Annotated in this window: 24 protein-coding genes; 10 read left to right on the top strand and 14 right to left on the bottom strand. The window is 67.6% G+C overall.

Going from position 1 to position 20,100, the window contains the following annotated elements:
* The 8 genes from K3F48_RS13690 to K3F48_RS13655 form a co-directional block, all read left to right on the top strand.
* Positions 1-2,496, top strand: a 2,496-nt coding sequence (locus K3F48_RS13690; protein ID WP_222575994.1) for a hypothetical protein, incomplete at its 5' end; no start/stop codon positions are given.
* A complete protein-coding gene (locus tag K3F48_RS13685) occupies positions 2,496-2,918 on the top strand; it encodes a phage tail protein (protein ID WP_222575993.1) in 423 nt (140 codons plus the stop codon). The genes K3F48_RS13690 and K3F48_RS13685, both read left to right, overlap by 1 nt.
* Entirely contained in the window at positions 2,909-3,127 is a 219-nt protein-coding gene (locus K3F48_RS13680) for a tail protein X (RefSeq protein WP_222575992.1), read from the top strand. Before K3F48_RS13685 ends, K3F48_RS13680 begins: the two co-directional genes overlap by 10 nt.
* Positions 3,124-4,116, top strand: a complete 993-nt coding sequence (locus K3F48_RS13675) for a contractile injection system protein, VgrG/Pvc8 family (protein ID WP_222575991.1) — start codon at positions 3,124-3,126, stop codon at positions 4,114-4,116. Before K3F48_RS13680 ends, K3F48_RS13675 begins: the two co-directional genes overlap by 4 nt.
* 138 nt (positions 4,117-4,254) lie before the next feature.
* A complete protein-coding gene (locus K3F48_RS13670; RefSeq protein ID WP_222575990.1) occupies positions 4,255-5,064 on the top strand; it encodes a DNA adenine methylase in 810 nt (269 codons plus the stop codon).
* Positions 5,065-5,142: 78 nt separating this feature from the next.
* Positions 5,143-5,283: a hypothetical protein gene (locus tag K3F48_RS13665; protein WP_222575989.1), complete on the top strand. Its 141-nt coding sequence runs from the start codon at positions 5,143-5,145 to the stop codon at positions 5,281-5,283.
* Between the two features lie 39 nt (positions 5,284-5,322).
* Complete coding sequence (locus K3F48_RS13660; protein WP_222575988.1) at positions 5,323-5,967, top strand: hypothetical protein; 645 nt, start codon at positions 5,323-5,325, stop codon at positions 5,965-5,967.
* Complete coding sequence (locus K3F48_RS13655) at positions 5,964-6,209, top strand: hypothetical protein (RefSeq protein WP_222575987.1); 246 nt, start codon at positions 5,964-5,966, stop codon at positions 6,207-6,209. Before K3F48_RS13660 ends, K3F48_RS13655 begins: the two co-directional genes overlap by 4 nt.
* A gap of 252 nt (positions 6,210-6,461) precedes the next feature.
* Here K3F48_RS13655 and K3F48_RS13650 read toward each other — a convergent pair whose 3' ends face one another.
* A complete protein-coding gene (locus K3F48_RS13650; RefSeq protein WP_222575986.1) occupies positions 6,462-7,736 on the bottom strand; it encodes a lipopolysaccharide biosynthesis protein in 1,275 nt (424 codons plus the stop codon).
* Between the two features lie 9 nt (positions 7,737-7,745).
* Positions 7,746-8,399, bottom strand: a complete 654-nt coding sequence (locus K3F48_RS13645; protein ID WP_222575985.1) for an ABC transporter ATP-binding protein — start codon at positions 8,397-8,399, stop codon at positions 7,746-7,748.
* 252 nt (positions 8,400-8,651) lie between these two features.
* On the opposite strand from K3F48_RS13645, the gene K3F48_RS13640 reads away from it, so the two are divergent.
* Both K3F48_RS13640 and K3F48_RS13635 read left to right on the top strand, forming a co-directional pair.
* Positions 8,652-10,829, top strand: coding sequence for a glycosyltransferase family 2 protein (locus K3F48_RS13640; RefSeq protein WP_370631420.1), 2,178 nt, complete (start codon positions 8,652-8,654; stop codon positions 10,827-10,829).
* 14 nt (positions 10,830-10,843) lie between these two features.
* Positions 10,844-12,286 carry a putative sugar O-methyltransferase gene (locus K3F48_RS13635; RefSeq protein WP_222575983.1) on the top strand — a complete coding sequence of 481 codons (1,443 nt, stop codon included), beginning with the start codon at positions 10,844-10,846 and terminating at the stop codon, positions 12,284-12,286.
* 163 nt (positions 12,287-12,449) lie between these two features.
* On the opposite strand, the gene K3F48_RS13630 is transcribed toward K3F48_RS13635, so the two are convergent.
* From K3F48_RS13630 to K3F48_RS13575, 12 genes are all read right to left on the bottom strand, one after another.
* Entirely contained in the window at positions 12,450-12,911 is a 462-nt protein-coding gene (locus tag K3F48_RS13630; RefSeq protein ID WP_222575982.1) for a carboxymuconolactone decarboxylase family protein, read from the bottom strand.
* 23 nt (positions 12,912-12,934) lie between these two features.
* A complete protein-coding gene (gene coaA / locus K3F48_RS13625; RefSeq protein WP_222575981.1) occupies positions 12,935-13,900 on the bottom strand; it encodes a type I pantothenate kinase in 966 nt (321 codons plus the stop codon).
* Positions 13,897-14,223: a phosphoribosyl-ATP diphosphatase gene (locus tag K3F48_RS13620; RefSeq protein WP_222575980.1), complete on the bottom strand. Its 327-nt coding sequence runs from the start codon at positions 14,221-14,223 to the stop codon at positions 13,897-13,899. The genes coaA and K3F48_RS13620 overlap by 4 nt, the downstream gene beginning before the upstream one ends.
* A complete protein-coding gene (gene hisF, locus K3F48_RS13615; protein WP_222575979.1) occupies positions 14,220-14,990 on the bottom strand; it encodes an imidazole glycerol phosphate synthase subunit HisF in 771 nt (256 codons plus the stop codon). Before hisF ends, K3F48_RS13620 begins: the two co-directional genes overlap by 4 nt.
* The gene (locus K3F48_RS13610) at positions 14,990-15,310 is read right to left on the bottom strand and encodes a hypothetical protein (RefSeq protein WP_222575978.1); all 321 of its coding nucleotides are present in this window, start codon (positions 15,308-15,310) and stop codon (positions 14,990-14,992) included. The genes hisF and K3F48_RS13610 overlap by 1 nt, the downstream gene beginning before the upstream one ends.
* On the bottom strand, positions 15,307-15,681 hold the full coding sequence (locus K3F48_RS13605; protein WP_222575977.1) for a hypothetical protein: 375 nt from the start codon (positions 15,679-15,681) through the stop codon (positions 15,307-15,309). Before K3F48_RS13605 ends, K3F48_RS13610 begins: the two co-directional genes overlap by 4 nt.
* Positions 15,678-16,427 (bottom strand): 1-(5-phosphoribosyl)-5-[(5-phosphoribosylamino)methylideneamino]imidazole-4-carboxamide isomerase, encoded by a 750-nt coding sequence (hisA, locus tag K3F48_RS13600; RefSeq protein WP_222575976.1) that lies wholly within the window; start codon positions 16,425-16,427, stop codon positions 15,678-15,680. Before hisA ends, K3F48_RS13605 begins: the two co-directional genes overlap by 4 nt.
* Positions 16,415-17,065 (bottom strand): imidazole glycerol phosphate synthase subunit HisH, encoded by a 651-nt coding sequence (gene hisH, locus K3F48_RS13595; RefSeq protein ID WP_222575975.1) that lies wholly within the window; start codon positions 17,063-17,065, stop codon positions 16,415-16,417. The genes hisA and hisH overlap by 13 nt, the downstream gene beginning before the upstream one ends.
* Entirely contained in the window at positions 17,062-17,526 is a 465-nt protein-coding gene (locus K3F48_RS13590; protein WP_222575974.1) for a DUF2628 domain-containing protein, read from the bottom strand. The genes hisH and K3F48_RS13590 overlap by 4 nt, the downstream gene beginning before the upstream one ends.
* A gap of 17 nt (positions 17,527-17,543) precedes the next feature.
* The gene (hisB, locus tag K3F48_RS13585; protein ID WP_222575973.1) at positions 17,544-18,137 is read right to left on the bottom strand and encodes an imidazoleglycerol-phosphate dehydratase HisB; all 594 of its coding nucleotides are present in this window, start codon (positions 18,135-18,137) and stop codon (positions 17,544-17,546) included.
* A gap of 132 nt (positions 18,138-18,269) precedes the next feature.
* Entirely contained in the window at positions 18,270-18,704 is a 435-nt protein-coding gene (gene vsr / locus K3F48_RS13580) for a DNA mismatch endonuclease Vsr (protein ID WP_222575972.1), read from the bottom strand.
* Positions 18,701-19,843 (bottom strand): DNA cytosine methyltransferase, encoded by a 1,143-nt coding sequence (locus K3F48_RS13575; RefSeq protein ID WP_222575971.1) that lies wholly within the window; start codon positions 19,841-19,843, stop codon positions 18,701-18,703. The genes vsr and K3F48_RS13575 overlap by 4 nt, the downstream gene beginning before the upstream one ends.
* Positions 19,844-20,100: the final 257 nt, after the last annotated feature.

Genomic DNA, 20,100 nt, shown 5'->3' with positions numbered 1-20,100 from the left:
GTCGAGATGATCCTGCGCCTCGTCGATCAGGCGACAGGACCGATCCGCGCCGTCGAGAGCGAGCTGGAAAAGCTCGACAAGATCGCCGCCCGCGTCGAGACGCATCGCGGCGCCGCCGGGGCCGGCGGCTGGGCCGAGCAGAGCGCGGCGGTTCGCAAGACCACCGAGACGATCGAGCGCCATGCGCAGGCGGTGACGCGCGCCGGCGACGCGCAGGCGGCCGCCGCCCAGCCGATCCGCGCCGTCGAGAGCGAGCTCGACCGTCTGGGGCGGACCGCCGCCACAGCGGCGCGCGCCGATGCGGGCCCGGTGAAGGCGAGCGTCTGGATCGAGCAGCAACAGGCGATTCGCAAAGCGCGCGAAGAGGCCGAGCGTTACGAGCAGACCGTCGCGCGGGTGAACGCAGCGCAGGCGGCGGCAGTGTCGGCCGCGGCGGCGCGCGGCGTCGAGCGCGTCTCCACCGCCATGTGGCGGGCCGGCGTGCGCGAGGGCGTCGCCGGCGAGCATTCGCAGGTGAGCCTCGAAACGCAAGGCAACAGCCCGGCGCAAGTGGTGGAGATACAGCGGGCGGCGGCCGAGCTGTCGCGCCGGCATCGGACCTTCTCGCAAACGCAGATCGAGAACATGCTCGGCGACGCGCAGACCTTCGTCGGCTCGCTCGACCATGCGACGACATTGATGCCGGACCTGCTGCGCCTGCGCGCGATTCAGCAGGGCCAGCACGGGCATAGCGACGACAAGGAGTTCGGCTCTCTCGTCAAGGCGCTGGAGCAAGGCGGCGTCGCCTCAGATCCAGAACGAGCGCGCCGGCGCATCGATACATTCGCGCGGTGGATGGAGGTCTATCGCGACACGTTCCGCGTCAACGACATCAACGAGTTTTATCGGGGCTTGAAAGGCCCGATCGCGCGCTCGCTCGACGAGGATTTTTTGCGCGGCGCCGGCGGGCATTTCATTCAGGAAATGGGCGGCCACAGTGTCGGCAATGCGCTGACACAAATGGCGATGGCGATCCAGGCTGGCCGCGCGCAGCCCCGGGCGCTGGCGGCGCTCGACGAAATCGGGCTGCTCGACGAGAACAAGATCATCCGCGGCGGGCCGTTTGGGATCAAGGCGGCCGAGCCCGGCGCGATCAAGGATGGAGCCCTGTTCGGCCGTCGGCCGGACCTCTGGGTGTGGAACGTGCTCGGCCCGGCGCTCGACAAGCTCGCTCCGGACAAGCGCGAGGAAATCGAGGCCGCGCTATTCTCGGATCAGACGGCGCGCAACATCGCCGACAAGCTGCTGCACCAGCGGCCGGTGATCGAGAAGGACTATGGCTTCGTCATGCGCGCGCCCGGCCTGCCGGCCGCCGAGACCTGGGCGAGCAAGGACCCTGCGATGGCGGCGACCGCCACGCGGTCGCAATTCGACAATTTGATGCGCGATGCGGCCAAGCCATTCCTGCCCGGCGTGGTCAAATTCATGAACTGGCTTTCGGACATCGAGAGCCGGCTGGGCAAGGTCGCGGAGGAGCATCCGGCGGCTTCGGCGGCGGCAGGCGTCGGGGCCATATTCGCAGGATGGACGGCCGCCGCGGCCATCGCGCGCCGTGCGCTGATCTATGGCGGGCAGGCCTGGGGCGAGGGCCTGGCGCGGGCGACGGGCGATGTCGCCAAAGAACCGGGGATCATCCGCCAATCATTCGGCTCTGTGTCGAGGCTGATCGGCACGCCGAGTGATTTCACAAACGAATTCGTGCGCTCGGCCGGCGGTCCCGAGCGCGTCCTCGAAGTCGCCCGTGGCGTCGGCGCGACGATCCGCAACGGCCTCATCACCGGCGCGTTGCAATGGGCCGGGCAATGGGCGCTGGGGAAATTCGAGGAGAAGGCGTTCGGCTGGACGCCGGAGATCATCGCGGGGAAGGAAGCCGAGATCGCGCGGCGGTCTCATGAATGGTGGCGCTCGATCGGCGTCGATATGCCGTGGTGGGAAAAAGCGGAGCCCGCCTCGGCAGCATTCGCGCGCATGCGGAACCAGCACGCCTATGCGCTGCCGCCGGATTTTCAGCGGCCGATCGTGGAGGGCGCTCCGGCTCGGCAGCTCGAGCCGCTGGACCATGGCAAGAAGGGGCGAAAGCTCCCCTTCTTCGCGCGCCAGCCCGAGCCTCCGCCCATGGAGCTGGAGCCGATCGGCCCGCGCCTCGTCGTGCCGACCTTCGCAATGGCCGAGCGCGTGGCGCCGGACCGCCAGGCGGCGGCGTCGGAAGCCGCGACGCCGCATGTCGACACCAGCGAGATCGACGCCGCCAAGCAAAAGGCCAAGGCGGCGGGCGAGGAGATCAAGCAATCGCTCGATGTGACAGCCTCGCCGACGGTCGACGCCGGCTCGCTCGATTCCTTTCTGGCCAAGCTGCGCGAGGCGCGCTCGCTGCTCGGCCAGCTCGATCAATTGGGCGCGCATCTGCGGCGGCAGAGCTTTCAGCATCCGCTGCATGACGGGCCGGAGGCGCATTGATGGCGGCTGTGCTGATGGGCTGGGGACCGCATCGCTTCGAGGTCGGGCGCGCCGCCTTCGAGGAGCTGCGCCGGCGCGTCCATGCGCGCTGGGAAAAGCATGCGATCATCGGCCGGCGGCCGGCGGGCCAATATCTCGGGCCCGGCGAGGAGATCGTGAGCCTGCGCGGCACGATCTATCCGGTCGACCAGGGCGGCGGCGTGGAGCTGCTCATCGCCGCCTTGCTCGCCGATTGCCGGGCCGGTGCGACGCACATCCTGCTCTCCGAATCTGGCGATATCGCCGGGCCGCACCGGCTGGAGGCGGCGCAGACCGTCGAGAGCTTTCATCTTCCGGACGGGACGCCGCAGAAGCTCGTCTACGATCTCGATTTTGCTGTGCATGACGATGGCTTCGGCCAGATCTGGAGCCTATGGCCTTGAGGACTTATGTGACCAGCCGCGGCGACATGGTCGACGCGATCGCGGCGCGCGCCTATGGCGACGAGCATATCGGCGCGGCCGAGGCGATCCTCGCCGCCAATCCGGGCCTCGCCGAGCACGGGCCGATCCTGCCTGAAAATCTCACCATCCTGCTGCCCGATCTCGCCCGCCCGCGGCCGCAGATCGCCACCGTGGATCTGTGGTCGTGACGCCGATCGTCGACGTCTCGCTCGACGGCGCGCCGGTCGCGCTGATCGGCAAGCGGGCGCTCTCCGGCCAGATCGTCGAGAGCGATGGCGAGCGCGCGGATACGCTGCATCTCGAGATCAGCAATTACGACGGGCGGATCGCGAAGCCCGCGACCGGCCAGAAGGTCCTGGTGGCGGTCGGATGGGAGGAGACGGGCCCCGCCAAGATCGGCGAGTTCACGATCACCGAAGTGACCAAGACCGGGCCGCGCGCGGAGCTGCATCTGACCGGCGATTCGGCGGATTTGAAAAAGACTTTGAAGGGTCAGAAAACTCGCTCTTGGAAGTCTCCGAAGACGCTCGGCGACGTGCTGAAGGAGATCGCCTGGGACAATGGGCTGCAGGCGGCGGTTCACGATTCCCTAGGCTCGATCAAGATCGAGAAGCTGATCGCGCAGACGGGCGAGTCGGACATGCATCTGGTGATGCGGCTCGCGCGCCAATATGGCGCGCTGGCGAAGTTTCAGGGCGGCCGGCTGATCTTCGTTCCGCGCGGCGCGGGGCTCACCGCCTCGGGCGGTCAGGCGGGCCGCGTGACGATCACGCCCAACGATTGCGAGGGTTTCACCTTCACGACGAGGGACCGGCAGAAGCGCGGCAAATGCAAGGCGGTCCATTACGATCGCAAGACGGGCAAGCGCGAGGAGATCGCCAGCGAGGCCGGCGAGGCGGGCGACGGCGCGCCCGACTATGTGCATCCGCATGTGTTCGGGACGCAGCTCGAGGCCAAGCATCACGCGGCCTCGCGCAAGGGCAAGTTCGACCGCGACTGCCGGCCGTTTCACGTCACGCTGGCGACGGGACAAATCGGCGTCGGCCCCGGCGGCGTGGTGAGGACGCTGGGCTTCGGCGACGACGACGATCGCGACTGGGTGGTCAAGAGCCGGGCGTTCGGCTTCTCGGCCGCCGGCCTGGTGGTGCGGCTCGCCTGCGAGCCGAAGGAGGAGTGAGCCGACTCGAGGTAGCGGGGCCGGGTCGCCCCGGACGCGGGTAGCGGCCAAGCAAAGCCCGCGCAGCGCATCAGCCGATAACGCTCCCCGCCGCCGCCGTCGACGGCATGGCGCGGGTAGCATGCTCAGGCTTAAGATATGGTGGACGTTTCTGATTTTCGGCCTGTTTCTCCGGCCTCGCCGCCGGCGGCCTATATCGGCGGCAAGAAGCTGCTCGCCAAGCGGCTCTGCGCTCTCATCGAGCGGACTCCGCACGAGCTCTATGCCGAGGCATTCGTCGGCATGGGCGGCGTCTTTCTGCGCCGCCGATCGGCGCCGAAGGTCGAGGCGATCAACGACCTCAACAAGGATGTGGCGACCTTCTTTCGCATTTTACAGCGCCATTATCAGGCATTCATGGACATGTTGAAATGGCAGCTGACCAGCCGGGCCGAGTTCGAGCGGCTGCTCGCGGTCGATCCGGAGACAATGACAGACCTGGAGCGCGCGGCGCGCTTCCTCTATCTCCAGCGCCTGTCCTTCGGCGGCAAGGCGGCGAGCCGCCACTTCGGGATCAGCACCACCTATTCGGCGCGCTTCGACATCACGAAGCTCGGCAGCCTGCTCGAGGGAGTTCATGAGCGGCTCGCCGGCGTGACGATCGAATGCCTGGACTGGCGCGAGTTCCTGGCCCGCTGGGACCGCGCCGGCACGCTGTTCTACCTCGACCCGCCCTATTTCAAATGCGAGCACTACTATGGCGCGCCCTTCCCGCGGGAGGATCACGAGGCTCTGGCCGAGGCTTTGAGCGGCATTAAAGGCCGGTTCATCCTCTCGATGAGCGACACGCCGGAGACGCGCTCGATCTATGGCCGGTTCCGCGTGGAGAGCGCCGACGTGACCTATATGGCGGTGGGCGACAAGGGCGGGCGACGGGCGCGGGAGCTGATCGTCAGGGATAGCGCTTGACGGCTGCCCGTGGCGCGCCTATAAACGTAGGCGTCGGGGGCGGGATAGCCCGCCCCGCCCTAGGGATGGAGCCCTGAGATGACCACCGCGCCGATCACCGGAAACACGTTCGCTCACAAGGACGCCCTGAAGGCCATGGGCGGCCGCTGGGACCCTGCCGCCAAGGGCTGGCGCGTGCCGGCCGAAAAAGCGGCCGAGGCCAATGCGCTGGTCGGCTAAAATCGATCAAGCTGCGTGCGACGAGGCGGAGGACGGACTATGCCGCTGACATTTGTGACACTCGACACGGGCGACATCCAGATTTGCGAGCGCGCCGAGGCGGATGATGGGGCCGTGCGACACGCCGGCGACGTGCTGCGGCGCGCCTTGCACCCGCCGGCGACGCCGACTGCGACGGCGGAGCTGCTGCCCGATAGCTATGTGCGGGCGCTCGACATAGCGCTCGCAGCAATGCATCCGGCGGAACTGCATCCGCCGCCGGACATGAGGCTGCCGACGCATCCGAGCCCCGCCCAGGCCGAGCTCTACCGCTCCGCTGTGCGGCGCGCTCCTCTGAGCGGGTGGACGCTCGATGCGTGCTCGCTCGACGGCCTCGCTGGCCTGCTGGCGACGGTCTATCGTCCCGCCGCCGGGCTGAAAGCGCCAGTGTCGACTTTCGCCGTCGCCCGCGACGACTTCGCCGGCGAGCCGCTCTGGCGGAGGCTCCATGCGGGCGGCCACGGGCGAGGCCCGGTCGCGACCGATCCCGGCCTGCCGCCGCCTGCGCCTTGGCTCGGCGTGAGGCTGGAGATCGGCGCGGCGCTACCGGAAGGGGAGCGCCAGCCCTCGGACCTCGCCGCGCTGGCGGATGTCGAGCGGCTCATCGCCTGGGCATGGCTCGAGACGACCAGGGTGAGGACGTGACGCATCAGAGCATCATCATCGCGATCGGCGAGGCCCTGTGGGGCGAGCGCTGGCAGGCCGAGATGGGCCGCGCGATCGGCGTGCATAAGGACACGGTCCAGGACTGGCGTCAGGGTCGCTCTCGTCCTCGTGACGGCGTGTTCCGCGATCTGCTCACGATCGCGCGCGAGCGTCACTATGCGCTCGGAGACGCGCTGGAGGACCTCGCTCGGTTTATCGACGATCAGCCGCCCGGCGGCTGATCGAAATGTGAGAGAGGCGGGCGGCGCCCCACGATCAAGACCGCGGTCGCGGCCCGGGCGAGGCGAGGCCCCTTTTTTTTTGCCCGCGACAGTTCTCAGCCTATGCCAAATGATCTGTCGCGAGATGCCATTTGATTTGTCGCGCTACAGCGGCGCCGCTCCGAAAGCGTGGGCGCAGCCTTCGAGGGGCGACAGCGCAGCCGGGTCGGGGGACGGCCGACCGCTCCCGGACCGCCAACCGGCCGTCGCCGCTCACGCCATGTGATTGCGCACGAAGGTGATGAGCCCGATCAACGCCCCCCACAGCGTGAGCGAGCCGAGGAAAACCAGGCCGGGATAGAGAATGCGCCGGGGATAGCGCGGCTCTTCGGGAGTCGAGGGCGACTCGATCACCTGCAGGTAGAGCATTTTTCTCTGGCTGAGCTGGCGCGCGGCGTCGAGAGCCGACACCGCCGCCTGATAGCGCGCCTGGGCGATGTTATGCTCGAGATCGAGGCTGGCGAATTTCGTCATTTTGCCCGACAGCGTGCGCTGGGCGAGCGCGGCGACGCCTTTGCTCTCCTGCGCGGTCATCTGCGCCCTGCGCTCGGCCACTTGGCTCTCCAGCGCCTCGATGCGCCGCCGCATCACCCGCAGCTGCGGCGCCGATTCCTCGAGGTAATGGCTGCGAATCTGATATTCCTTCTGCGCCGCCAGCAGCTCGCTCTCGACGCCGGCCAGAACGTCGGTCTGCGACTTGCTCGCGAGATCGACGTTGAGCAGACCCTCTTCATTGCGCGCCCGCTCGAGATCGACCCAGGCCGTCTTCAGGCGGTCCACGGCGAGAGCGACATCCTGCTCCGAGGATCTGACGGTGTCCCCGCGCATGCGCTCGTTGAGGCTGTTGATCAGCGCGTCGCAGTCGGCGACGACGGCGTCGGCGATCCGCCGCGCATGCTCGGGCGAGAACGCGCGCACGGTCAGAGTGACGATGCCGGAGGGAATGCCCATCTTCGCCTCGGCCATCTTCCCCCAATAATCGACGAACAGCTCGATCGACTTGCTCGCGTCGAAACGCGCCCAACGATCGATGGAGGGCGCGCTGTAGAGCGCGCGCAGATCGACCTGCCGCTCGAGCTGCTCGACCAGCGTGCGGCTCTCGAGGAAGCTGGTGATGATCAGCGAATCCTGCATGATCATCATCATCGGCAGATCGATCGTCGCGCCCGATCCGTCGGGCTTCGGCGTCTCCGCGCCGCTCACCGTGAACTTGGCCTCCGCGACATATTGGTCGGAGGCGATGAGGCCGAAATAGACGACGCTCACGATATTGGGAATGGCGACCAGAAGGACGAACAAGGTCGCAAAGGCGACGCGTATCGCCCGCGCGCCGCGGCGCGAGCCGAAGCTGCTGTCCTTATAGGCGCCGCGCACGCGCGCGGAAAAGCGCGCGCGTCGCGCCGCTTCGGCGAGGAAACGCGAAACCGCCTCCGCTCTCTCCATCGGATTGGGCGAGCGCAGCTCGGGCGGCTTTGGCGCGTCGTTCATTGCGTTCCGCTATCTGTTCATCCGATTATAGAACTCGGCGGCCTTGCCGACGGTGTCGAACATCAGCAGCTGCCCGTCGACCAGCACTCCCGCCCGGTCGCAAAAACGCGCGACCGTGTTCATGGAATGCGACACGAAGATCACCCTCGTGTTCCGGCGCCGTTCCGCGAACACTTCCGCGCAGCGCTTCTGGAAGCGCGAATCGCCGACGCCGGTGATCTCGTCGATCAGGAAGACGTCGAAATCAATGGCCATCGACATGCCGAAATTGAGCTTGGCGGCCATGCCGGTGGAGTAGGTATTGACCGGCGCGTCGAAATAATCGCCGAGCTCGGCGAAATCCTCGACGAAAGCCGCAGTCTTGAGCGGATCGGCGCCATAGATGCGCGCCACGAAATGCGAGTTCTCCCGCCCGGTCAGCTTCGGATGCACGCCGCCCGCGAAGCCGAGCGGCCAGGACACGCGCACGGTCCGGATCACCCGCCCCGAGTTCGGCAGCATCGTGCCGGCGATGATTTTCAGCGTCGTCGATTTTCCGGCGCCGTTGACGCCGAGGATTCCATAGGAATAGCTGCTGTCGAAGACCGTCGAGACATGGTCGAGGACGACCTTCATATGCCTCTCGGTCTTGAAGAATTTGAAGACCTTGTTCAACTGGATCATCGTTGAATTGCGGCTCCGATCGATCCCCCCGGACGCGACGAACGGGGCCTTATAGCGTGCCCTCCCGGCTTCGTCCATGCTCGACCGACATGCTCGACCGGCGGCTCCTCCGGCCGGTCTGGCTTATTCGCCGCGCGTCGCGTATAGAAGCCTCGACTCGCCGCCCGCGCCGCCGACCCACGCGGACCGGCGCGGCGCGCCGAAGCAAACGAGGGCGATTGGAAGCGAGCCTTGCTGTTCAAAATTCCCTCCGTGAGACATGCAGGCTTACGAAGACTCGGATGGGAGCGATGGCGGGCGATCGACGCCGATCCGCAATTCGTGTTCGCTCCCTGGCTCGTCGGCGCTTCCTTCCTCCTGTTCGAGATCGAGAACGCCGACCGCGACCTCGATCCGCGCGTCTTCCTCGACTATGGCGAGGACTTCGAGCGCGGCGAGGAGATCGAGCTGCGGCAGACGCGCGACGGCCTCTATGTCGTCGCCGTCAAGAGCTTCGGCCGCGTTCGCCGCGTGCGGTTCGACCCCTCCTCTTTTCCCTCGCGCTTCGCCTTCCGAGCCTTCGCGGCGCGCGATGAGAAGTCCATTCGCGCTTTCGTCGGGCAGAAGCTGCGCAAGGCCGCGATGAGCGGAGCGGCGGCGCCGAGCTGCGAGATCGTGGCGCGCGCCGGCGCCGGCGAGCTCTCCGCCCTCGGCCCGCGCGCCACCAAAATTCGCGGCGTGCCGCAGCATTTCGATCAGGTGATCGCCATGGCGAGCAGCCGCTACGGCGGCGCGGAGCCCTGGCGCGGAACGCGTCCGCTGATCTCCTTCCTCACGCCCGTCTATAATACGAAAGCGTCCTATCTCGATCAGCTGCTCGATTCCTTCCGGCTCCAGCGGCCGGGCGCGGCCGAGCTGATCCTCGCCGACGACGGCTCGACGGACAGGGAGACGACGTCCTGGCTCGATCGTCACGCCGGCGATCCGCGCCTGACGATCCTGCGCGCGGCGGAGAACGGCGGCATCGCCGCCGCGACCAATCTCGCTCTTTCGGCCGCGACCGGCGAATGGATCGCCTTCATCGATCATGACGACGCGCTCACGCCTTTCGCCGTGGACGCGGTCATCGAGACGATCGAACTCAATCCCGAGGCGCTGTTCGTTTACACGGACGAGCTCGTCACCGACGGCCATTTGCGCCCGAAATCCTATGTGCTGAAGCCGGCCTTCGACCCGGTGCTGCTGTCCGGCGTCAATTACGTCAATCATCTCTCGCTCTACCGCCGCTCCCGCCTGACGGCGCTCGGCGGCTTGCGGCAGGGCTTCGACGGATCGCAGGATTATGATCTGCTGCTGCGCTATATGCGCGGCCTCGCGCCCGAGGAGATCGTCCATCTCCCCTACCCCGCCTATCTCTGGCGGCGCGACGGGTCGAGCTATTCGGCCAATTTCCTCGACCGCGCGACCGAGAATGCGCGTCGCGCGCTGTCCGAGGACTATGCGGAGGACGGCGCGCCGGCGCGTGTGGAGCCGGCGCTCAACTCCAATCTCCACCGCGTTCGCCTGCATCCTCCGGGCGGCGATTGGCCGCTCATATCGGTCGTCGTGCCGAGCAAGGACGCCTTCACGCTGATCTCGCGGTTGATGGACGATCTGACGCGCAAGACGGATTATCCGGCGCTCGAGATCATCGTCGTCGACAATGGCAGCACGGATCCGCGCGTTCTCGCGCTCTATGACGACATGCGCAGGACGCATCCCGCGTTTCGCGCCGACATCGTCGCGGCGCCGTTCAACTTCGCCCGCCAGGTCAATCGCGGCCTGCGCGCCGCGCGCGGCGATTGCGTGCTGCTGCTCAACAATGACATAGAAGTGATCGAGTCGGGCTGGCTGAAGGAGATGGCGTCGTGCCTCGCTTATCCGTCGACGGGCATCGTCGGCGCGCGCCTGCTCTATCCCAACGGCTCGCTCCAGCATGCGGGCGTCATCGTCGGCTTGGGGTCCGTGGCCGGGCATTGGTTCTGCGGCATGCCGGGCGATTATCCCGGGCCGATGGCGCGGCTGAAGGTGCGCCACTCCTTCGCGGCGGCGACGGGCGCCTGCCTGCTGATCTCGCGGCCGTGCCTCGAGGCGGTCGGCGAGCTGGACGAGGAGAACTTCGCCATCGCCTATAACGACATCGACTTCTGCCTGCGCGCGGGCCGGGCGGGCTATCGCGTCGTGTGGACGCCGTTCGCGACGCTCTATCATCACGAATCGGCGAGCCGCGGCAGCGACGAGACCAAGGCCAACATCGACCGCTTCAAGCGCGAGCAGGAGGCGCTGCGCAGCAAATACGGCCTGCTCGATTATGACGATCCCGCATTCAACCCCTGGTACAGTCGCGATAACGCCACGCCCCGCCTGGTGCTTCCCGCGCGGCTGCCGCAGCCGCGCCGCTTCCGGACCTGAGCCGGAGGCTGCGCATGTGGTTCAAGCGAAAACGCCCGCCGGAATTCGTCGGCTATGTGGATGGCGCGAACGCGCGGCGCATCGCCGGATGGGTTCATGACCGTACGCGGCCGAGCGAGCGGCTCGACGTCGAGATCTGCTCCGCCGGCGCCGTCATCGGCGTCACGCGCGCCGATGCGTCGCGCGCCGATCTGGTCGAGGCCGGGATCGGCGACGGCTGCTACGGCTTTCGCTTCGACCTGCCCGAGGGCGTGCCGGAGGAGACGCTCGCCGCGCGCGTGAAGCACGGCGGATTCTGGCTCGTCAACAAAGCTTCGGCAATGGGCGTCGGCGCACAGCTGATGAACTCGGCAGGCCGTGGGTTGCCGCTGCTGGAGCCGACGCTTTCTCTGCGCATGGCCGACGAGCGCGACGTGGAGATCGCCGAGCGCCTGCAGAGCGAATGGCGCGCGCGCATCGCCGAATCGCATGCGCGCGCTCTCGGCGGCGGCGGCGCGATGTGGACGACGATCGTCGCCGATCGCCACCAGCAGCTGCTGCGTCTGCTCGAATGCCGCGATCCGCGCGCGCTCGCCATCTATCTCGTGGGCGTGCAGAAGACGCCGGCGGCCGAGGGCCTCGAGCAGGGCGATCGCGCCTATCGCGATTTTCGCGCGGCGACGCCGCAAGGGCGCCGCGCGGCGGTCGCGCCCTATCACGACATGCTGGCCTCGCTCGCGCAATATATGGGGCTGGCGCGCGCCGAATGCGCCGAGCAGAATTACATGGGCGAGACAATGTTCCTCGCGTCGCGCGCGCTCGCCGCGGAAATAGAATCCGCGCTCGGCTTCGAGATCGCGTCGCCCAATGTGTTCGACGGATTGTTCGGGCTCGCCGTCGACGACCGCGTGCTCGACGGCCGCGACATTCAGGCGCTCTATGCGGCGCTGCGCGTCATCGAGGCGAGCGGACTGTCGGCGCCGCGCGTCTGCGAGATCGGCGGGGGCTTCGGCAAGGTCGCGCGCTATGCGCTGATGCGCGACGCGCGCCATTACACTATCGTCGATCTGCCGACCGTCTCGGCGATGCAATATTTCTTCCTGAGCCGCGCTCTTCCGCAAGCGCGCGTCGCCTTCCGCCATCCCGCCGACGCGCCGGGCGAAACCGGCGTCGATCTCGTCTTCGCGCCGCTCGCCGATGCGAGCGCGAAGATCGCCGCCGACATCGTCGTCAATTGCGACTCCTTTCCCGAAATGGGCGAAGCGGTCTGCCGCTCCTATTTCGGCAGGATCGGCGCCTGGGCGCCGCTGCTGCTGAGCATCAATCAGGAAGCCAATCGCAAGGTCGGCGAGTCGGGCGAGCGGCAGTCGGTGGTCGGCGACCTGCTGCCGGATTACGGCTTCGTCCGCCGCTATCGCTTCCGCAGCTGGATCCGCCGCGGCTATATCGAGGAATTGTGGAGCGCGCCGGCGGCGTGAGCGCCGTCGTCGCTTCTGGAGCCTCCTTCGAGACGCGCCCTTCGGGCGCTCCTCAGGATGAAGGACCGGGCTCGCCCGATCAACGCTCATCCCAACAACACCCCCTCACCCTGAGGAGCCCGCGCAGCGGGCGTCTCGAAGGGTGGACGCTGCGCGTGCAGACTCACCCCTGCACGGATTTGGCCGCAGCCGGAGGCGCGCGAAAGCTGATCGCCATGCGATTATACGCATTCATCAGCGAGATCGCCAAGGTGAGGTCGACGACCTCCTTCTGATCGAACTGCGCGGAGACTGCGGCGAAAGCGTCGTCCGGCGCTCCCGTCTCGGAGACGCGCGTCACCGATTCCGCCCAGGCGAGCGCCGCCTGCTCGCGCGCGTCGAAGAGGGCTCCGGCCTCACGCCAGACCGAGACCAGCGCCAGCTTCTCGATCGTCACCCCCTCCTTCAACAGCGCGCGCGTATGCAGGTCGATGCAATAGGCGCAGCCGTTGATCTGCGACACGCGCAGATAGACGAGCTCGACAAAGGCTTTGCCCAGCCCGCAATGCGCGACATAGGAATGCACCCCCGCCATGGCTTTCATGCCGTCGGGAGCGATGGCGGCGTAATCGAGACGCTTGGTCATGAGCAGCCTCCTTCGGTCGAAGCTCACAATTTGCGCAGCGCGACTTCCTCGATTCTGTGATCCGCGCCCTTGGTCAGCACCAGGCTCGCGCGCGGGCGCGTCGGCGAGATGTTGCGGCGCAGATTCTCGAGATTGATGCGCGTCCAGATATCCTTGGCGACGCGCGCGGTCTCGGCGTCGTCGAGATCGGCGTATTTCTTGAAGTAGGAGAGCGGATCGCGAAACGCCGTCTCGCGCAGGCGGCGGAAGCGGTCCACATACCATTGCTCCAGCACATCCTCCTCGGCATGGAGATAGACCGAGAAGTCGAAGAAATCCGAGACGAAGGGAATCTCGCGCCCATCGCCGCGCGGGCGGCTCGCCAGGAGAACATTCACGCCCTCGACGATGAGAATGTCGGGCTTGTCGACAAAGAAATATTCGCCGGGCACGACATCATAGGTGAGATGCGAATAGACCGGCGCCGCGACATTGCGCTGGCCGGCCTTCACATCGGAGAGGAAGCGCAGCAGCGCGCGATTGTCGTAGCTCTCGGGAAAGCCCTTCTTGTCCATGAGGCCTTCGCGCTCGAGCACGGCGTTCGGATAGAGGAAGCCGTCCGTCGTGACGAGCTCGACCTTGGGCGTGTTCGGCCAGCGCGACAGCAGCGCCTTCAGAATGCGCGCCGTCGTCGACTTGCCCACGGCGACCGAGCCGGCGACGCCGATGATATAGGGCATCTTGCCGTCCTCGGCGCCCAGGAACCGTTGCGTCGCCTTGAACAGGCCCTGCGTCGCCGCGACATAGAGCGCGAGCAGGCGCGAGAGCGGCAGATAAATCTCGATGACCTCTTCCAGCGAGATCGGATCGTCGAGCGATTTGAGCCGCGTGAGATCGTCGAGCGTCAGCGTCAGCGGCGTGTCGGCGCGCAGGCTCGCCCATTCGGCGCGGGTGAAGCGCCGATAGGGCGAGAGAACGGCGGCGGCCGGAAGATTGGCCTCGGCGTTCATTTTCCGTCTCCGCGCGACGCCTTCTCTTCGAGGCCGGACTGGGCGGTGCGCCGTTCGAGCTCGGCGAGCACCTCGTCGAGCGCGACGCCGCCGGCCTCGAGCAGCACCAGCAGATGATAGAACGTGTCGGCGGCCTCCGACGTCAAGGCGCGCTTGTCGTTTTGCATGGCGGCGATCACGGTCTCCACCGCCTCCTCGCCGAATTTCTTGGCGATGCGCGGCGTTCCGGCTTCGAACAGGCTCTTCGTATAGGATTGCGCCGCCTCGGCGCTCCGTTTCGAATGAATGATCCGCGCGAGATCGGCGAGCGAAAACCCGCTCATGCGGCGAGGCCGTCGAGACGCATCGGAATTCCTGCCTTCGCCATATGGAGCTTCGCCTCTTCGATGGTGAACTCGCCGAAATGGAAGATAGACGCCGCCAGAACGGCGGAAGCATGGCCGTCGCGCACGCCCTCGACCAGATGGTCGAGCGTCCCGACGCCGCCCGAGGCGATGACCGGCACGTCGACGGCGTCGGCCACAGCGCGGGTGAGCGCGATGTCGAAGCCGATCTTGGCTCCGTCGCGGTCCATCGAGGTCAGCAGGATCTCGCCGGCGCCGAGGCTCGTCACCTCTTTCGCATAGGCTACGGCGTCTATGCCGGTGGGGCGGCGGCCGCCATGGGTGAAGATCTCCCAATGATCGCCGACCCTCTTCGCGTCTATGGCGACGACCACGCATTGCGAGCCGAATTTCTCCGCCGCCCGGCGCACGAAGTCGCGATCGGCGACGGCGGCGGAATTAATGGACGCCTTGTCGGCGCCGGCGAGCAGCAGATTGCGGATGTCGTCCTCGGCGCGCACGCCTCCGCCGACGGTCAGCGGCATGAAGCAGGCTTCGGCGGTGCGCCGCACGACCTCGAGCATGACGCCGCGATTTTCATGGCTCGCGGTGATGTCGAGGAAGCATAATTCGTCGGCGCCGGCGGCGTCATAGGCGATGGCGCATTCCACCGGATCGCCGGCGTCGCGCAAATCGACGAAATTGACGCCTTTGACGACGCGGCCTTCTTTCACGTCGAGACAGGGGATGAGGCGGGATTTCAGCATCACGCGGCTCGCCCGGACGGCCCTTCGGCGGCAGACGCCTCGAGATAACTCCAAAACTGCTGCGGCATATTTGCGGCGCGGCTCGTGCTCGTGATATCGGCCAGGAAGAACATCGTTTCACCGAACAGCTTCTCGCGCAGCCTCTCGGTCAACGATGCGATCTCCTGGGTCGTCTCGACGAAAGCGACATTGTCGCCCATCAGAAACACGGAATCCCCCACATCGAGAATATCGTCCAGCGGCCTGGCCGCTTTGGGCTCCCACGCGGCGCGCCGAGGAAAAGCCCCGGGCGCGACCACAATATATTGCTTTCGGCTCATGGCTCCTCCGGCGACCTCTCCTCGATGCGCAAGCTCAGCCTTTCGACGGCCACATCCACAATATCGCTGTTGTCACCCTGCTTGTGCAGAATTTGAAGCGCTTGATGGCGAAGCTGATATTCCTCGGATTGCAGGCGCGTCGGATCCCGAAACAAGAACACGGCATAAGCTGCGAGAGTCCCCAAGATGGGAAGCGCGCCGAGCGCGGAAAAGCCGTATTTCAAGATCGTGTCGTCACGAAAGAAATACGCCGCCACCCAGCACATGGGCGTGCCGAGGCTGATCGACCAGAGAAGCGGATTCAGGGCATTGCGAACGCGAACGATTCCCGCGCGCGATGTCCAGCTCCTGACCGGGTCGTCCTGCCTCACGCCGCCTCCTTCGCCGCCCGGATCAGCGCCAGCGCCTCGGCCGGGTCGAGCCGCCCATCATAGAGCGCGCGGCCGGTGATCGCGCCCGCGAGCTTCTTGCAGTCGGGCTGCAGCAGGCGCTCGATATCGGCGAGCGAGGCGAGGCCGCCCGAGGCGATCACGGGAATCGTCAGCGCCTCGGCGAGCGCCAACGTCGCCTCTATGTTCAGCCCCTTCAGCACGCCGTCGCGCGAGATGTCGGTGTAGACGATGGCCGAGACGCCCGCGTCCTCGAAGCTACGGCCGAGGTCCGGGGCCGAGACATGGGTGCGGCGCGCCCAGCCCTCCACCGCGACGAAGCCGTCCTTGGCGTCGATGCCGACGGCGATGCGGCCGGGATAGAGCCGAGCCGCCTCGCGCACCAGCGCCGGGTCGCGCACCGCCGCCGTGCCGATGATGACGCGCGAGACGCCCTTCTCCAGCCAGCGCGCGATGGTGCGCATCTCGCGGATGCCGCCGCCGAGCTGCACCGGAATCCCGATCGCGCCCAGAATAGCCTCGACCGCGAGCGCGTTCATCGGCGCGCCGGCGAAGGCGCCGTCGAGATCGACCACATGCAGATATTCGAAGCCCTGGGCGGCGAAGGCGACGGCCTGCGCCGCCGGATCGTCGTTGAACACCATCGCCGAGGACATCTCGCCCTCGACGAGGCGCACGCATTGACCTTCCTTCAGATCGATCGCGGGAAACAGGATCACGGACGCCACCTCAGAAAATTGCCGATGAGAGCGAGGCCGAGCGTCTGGCTCTTCTCGGGATGGAACTGCGTGCCGACGAGATTGTCGCGGGCGACGACCGCCGTCAGCGCCTCGCCGTAATCCGTCGTCGCGACGACATGGGCGCGCGAGGTCGGCAGGAATTGATAGGAATGCACGAAATAGGCATGCAGCCCCGACGCCCCGGTCGCGATCCCCTCGAACAGCGGATGCGGCCGCGCCAGCTCCAGCGTGTTCCAGCCCATATGCGGAATCTTGAGGCTCGAGTCTTTCGGCTCGATCGCCGCGACATCGCCGGCGATCCAGTCGAGCCCCGGCTCCTCGCCATGCTCGAGGCCGCGCGTCGCCATCAGCTGCATGCCGACGCAAATGCCGAGAAACGGCCGTCCGCGAGAGATCGCCGCCTCGCGCAGCGCCTCGTCGAGCCCCGGCCGAGCGGCGAGCCCGGCGCGGCAGTCGCGAAACGCCCCTACTCCCGGCAAGCAGACTCGCTCCGCCCGGCGCACGACCTCCGGATCATCGGTCACGCGAATGGCCGCGGCGGAGCCGCTCTCCCTCGCCGCCCGCTCGAACGCCTTCAACGCCGAATGCAGATTGCCCGAGCCGTAATCGATGATCGCCGTGGTCACGGCCTGATCTCCTCGAACAATCCTCCGATGGCGTGGCGCGTCGCCGCGGCGCCGCCCGACGCCGGCCCGCTCGCGCTCGGGCCGCCCTGCTGCAGCGAGAAGAAGAACGCGGCCTCGGCCTCGTCGAGACTGTCGCCGACGACCACGGCGCTCTCCGTATAGCCGCGGCGCGCCAGCGACCAGGCGACGACACGCGAGCCCTCGAATCCGAGCAGCGCGGCGAGGGCGATCTCCAGCACGGACACAGCCTCCGCCGACAGGCCCGTCGCCGCGAGCGCGCCGATGACGCCGAGCAGGACGGTCCACGAGACAGCCGGAAGCCAGGCCCGCCGCCACAGCAGCCAGATCGGCCCGAGCAGAAAGGCCGCGAGCGAAAACCCGTCGCGCAGGAAGACGATTTTGTCGGGCGCGGGCCGCTCGCCCCATCGGCCCTGCGGAATATGCACGGTATAGACGGCCATGGGCCCGCCTCTCCTCATCAGCTGGTGAGCGTGCCCTTGGTCGAAGGAACGACGCCGCCGCGGCGCGGATCGAGCGCCGCCGCCTTGCCGAGCGCGCGGGCGAAGCCCTTGAAGCAGCACTCGGCTATATGATGCGAATTGACCCCGCGCAGTGACTCGACATGCAGCCCGACGCGCGCATTGGTCGCGAAGGCCTGGAAGAATTCACGCGTCAGCTCGGTGTCGAACTCGCCGATCTTGGCCGAGGGAAAGGCCACGTCGTAGACGAGGAAGGGCCGCCCCGAAATATCGACGACGACGCGGGCCAGCGCCTCGTCCAGCGGCACATGGGCGTCGCCGTAGCGGGCGATGCCCTTGCGGTCGCCGAGCGCTCTGTCCACAGCCTGGCCGAGCGCGATGCCGACGTCCTCGACCGTATGATGGCCGTCGATATGCAGGTCGCCCTCGGCCGCGACGGAGAGATCGAGCGGCGCGTGGCGGGCGATCTGATCGAGCATATGGTCGAAGAAGCCGATCCCCGTGGCAATCTCCGACCGCCCCTCGCCGTCGAGGTCGACGGCGACGGAAATCCGGGTCTCTTTCGTGTTGCGCTCGATGCTGGCGCTGCGCATGGGGTCGACCTGTCTCGTAAATCTCGAAGGGCCGCGCGGGGTATATAGACGGGCCGGTGGCGGCTTGTAGCAATTTGCCGGCCGCTTTGCCAGAAGCGCGGCCACGGCTCGGGCGGCTCGCCGGGGCCGATTCTACCCCTCGCCCGCCCGGCCCGCCCTCCGTTGCAGCCGCGCGATTCGCCTTTCGAGCCGCGCGGGATCGAAGGCCTCGCACTCCCACACGAAGGCGACATAGAAGCCGGCCGCGCGCAAGGCCCGCGCCTTGCGCGCGTCGCGGGCGCGGTTGGCGGCGAATTTCTCCAGCCAGAAGGCGCGGTTCTGCTTCGGAATCGTGCCGCGCCGGCAAATCTTGTGATGGTGCCAGAAGCAGCCGTTGACGAAGATCGCCCATTTGCGCCGCCGGTTGGCGAAATCGGGCGCGCCGGGCAGCCCCTTGCAATTGCGCCGATAGAACAAGCCCGCCCGCCGCAGGCCGACGGCGACCGCCTCCTCGGCCGAAGTGCGCGCCTGGCGCACGCGCTTCATCAGCGCGGAGCGGGCGGGGTCGCTGGCCTTCGGCGTCTTCATTGCGCCGCCGGCGCCCGCATCGCCTCGAGATGGGCGGCCACCGCCTCGCGAAATCCCGGCGCAAAGCGCAGCCGCGCCCGCTGCGTGCGGGCGAGGAAGCCGGCGCTGGCGCGCGCCGAGAGCGGCTTGCCCGGATGCGCGAGGAAGAGATGCAGCGGCGCGCGCTCCCGCCACTGCGGAAATTCCGAGATGGCGACGGCGCGGCGCTCGTGTCCGTCGAAGCGCGCCGCCCGCGGCCAGCGCGCGCCGGCCGACAGCGGCGCGCCGTCGCGGGCGCGATCATAGCAGCCGGGCGCGGCGAGGCGTTCGCCCGCCCATTGCGCCACGGGGACGCTCACCGCATTGCCGATGAGCGACCAGCGCCAGGAGGCGCGGGCGAGGGTTTCGGCCGGCTCGGTCCAATCGGCGGGAAAGCCCTGCAGCCGCTCGGCGTCGCGAATGTCCGGCGTGACGATGGCGCCGCCGGGCAGCAGGATGGCGGGCGGCGAGGCGATGCCGAGCGTCGAGCCGTTCTTCAAGGTCGGCACGGCGTCCGCCGCCCAGCCGAGCCCGCGCACGCCTTCGGTCCAATAAAATCCATGCGCATGCGTACCGAGCGCCGCGCGCCGCGGCGCCGGCGCCGCCTCGTCGACCAACAGCGCGTCGGCGGGATCGCCCGCGCGCGACGCGAGAAACAGCACGCGCTGGCGGCGCTGCGGCAGGAAGGCGAGCGTGTCGACGACGCGATAAGCCCAGCGATAGCCGCGCTCCTCGAAGGCGGCGACGAGACGCGCCATGGCGCGGCCGCCGTCGAGGCGCAGCATAAAGGAGACGTTTTCCAGCAGGGCGAAGGGCGCGCGCTCGGCGTCGAGCAGGCGGAAGACATGCGCGACGAGGCCCGACTTTCGGCCCTCTATGCCGGCGGTGCGGCCGGCCTGGCTCAGATCCTGGCAGGGAAAGCCGGCGGCGACGAGCTCCGTCCCGCCGGGCAGGCGCCGCAGCGAGGCGATGTCGCCGGCGTTCGGAACCTCCGGGAAGCGCGCCGCCAGCACACGCGCCGCGAGCGGCCAGTTCTCGCAGAGGAGCAGGCAGTCATGGCCGGCGCGGGCGAGCCCCAGCTCGAGGCCGCCGATCCCGGCGAAGAGGCCGACGGTTTTCATTGCCGCGACGCGATCCGCGTCGGCGGGACGATTCGTATGCGCATGGCGCGATTGACGCCGGAGGCGACAGGCAAAGTCAAGACGACGCGCTCGAGCCGCAATCAACTCCGCAGATGTACGGCCGGGCGGCGGGTTTCGCCGCGCCCCTCCGCATGATACCGACTGTGAGCCTTGCGACGGCGATATTTCGAGTGAAGTTCATGACGCGGCTCCGCGACGCCTCGCGGATCTCACGAGTGGCCTGCATCATCCGAATT

It is taken from the genome of Methylosinus sp. Sm6 (assembly GCF_019802345.1).
In the GTDB taxonomy this organism is placed as follows: domain Bacteria; phylum Pseudomonadota; class Alphaproteobacteria; order Rhizobiales; family Beijerinckiaceae; genus Methylosinus.
The sequence above is the reverse complement of the archived record's forward strand: the minus strand, read 5'-3'. Positions and strand labels throughout refer to the sequence as shown.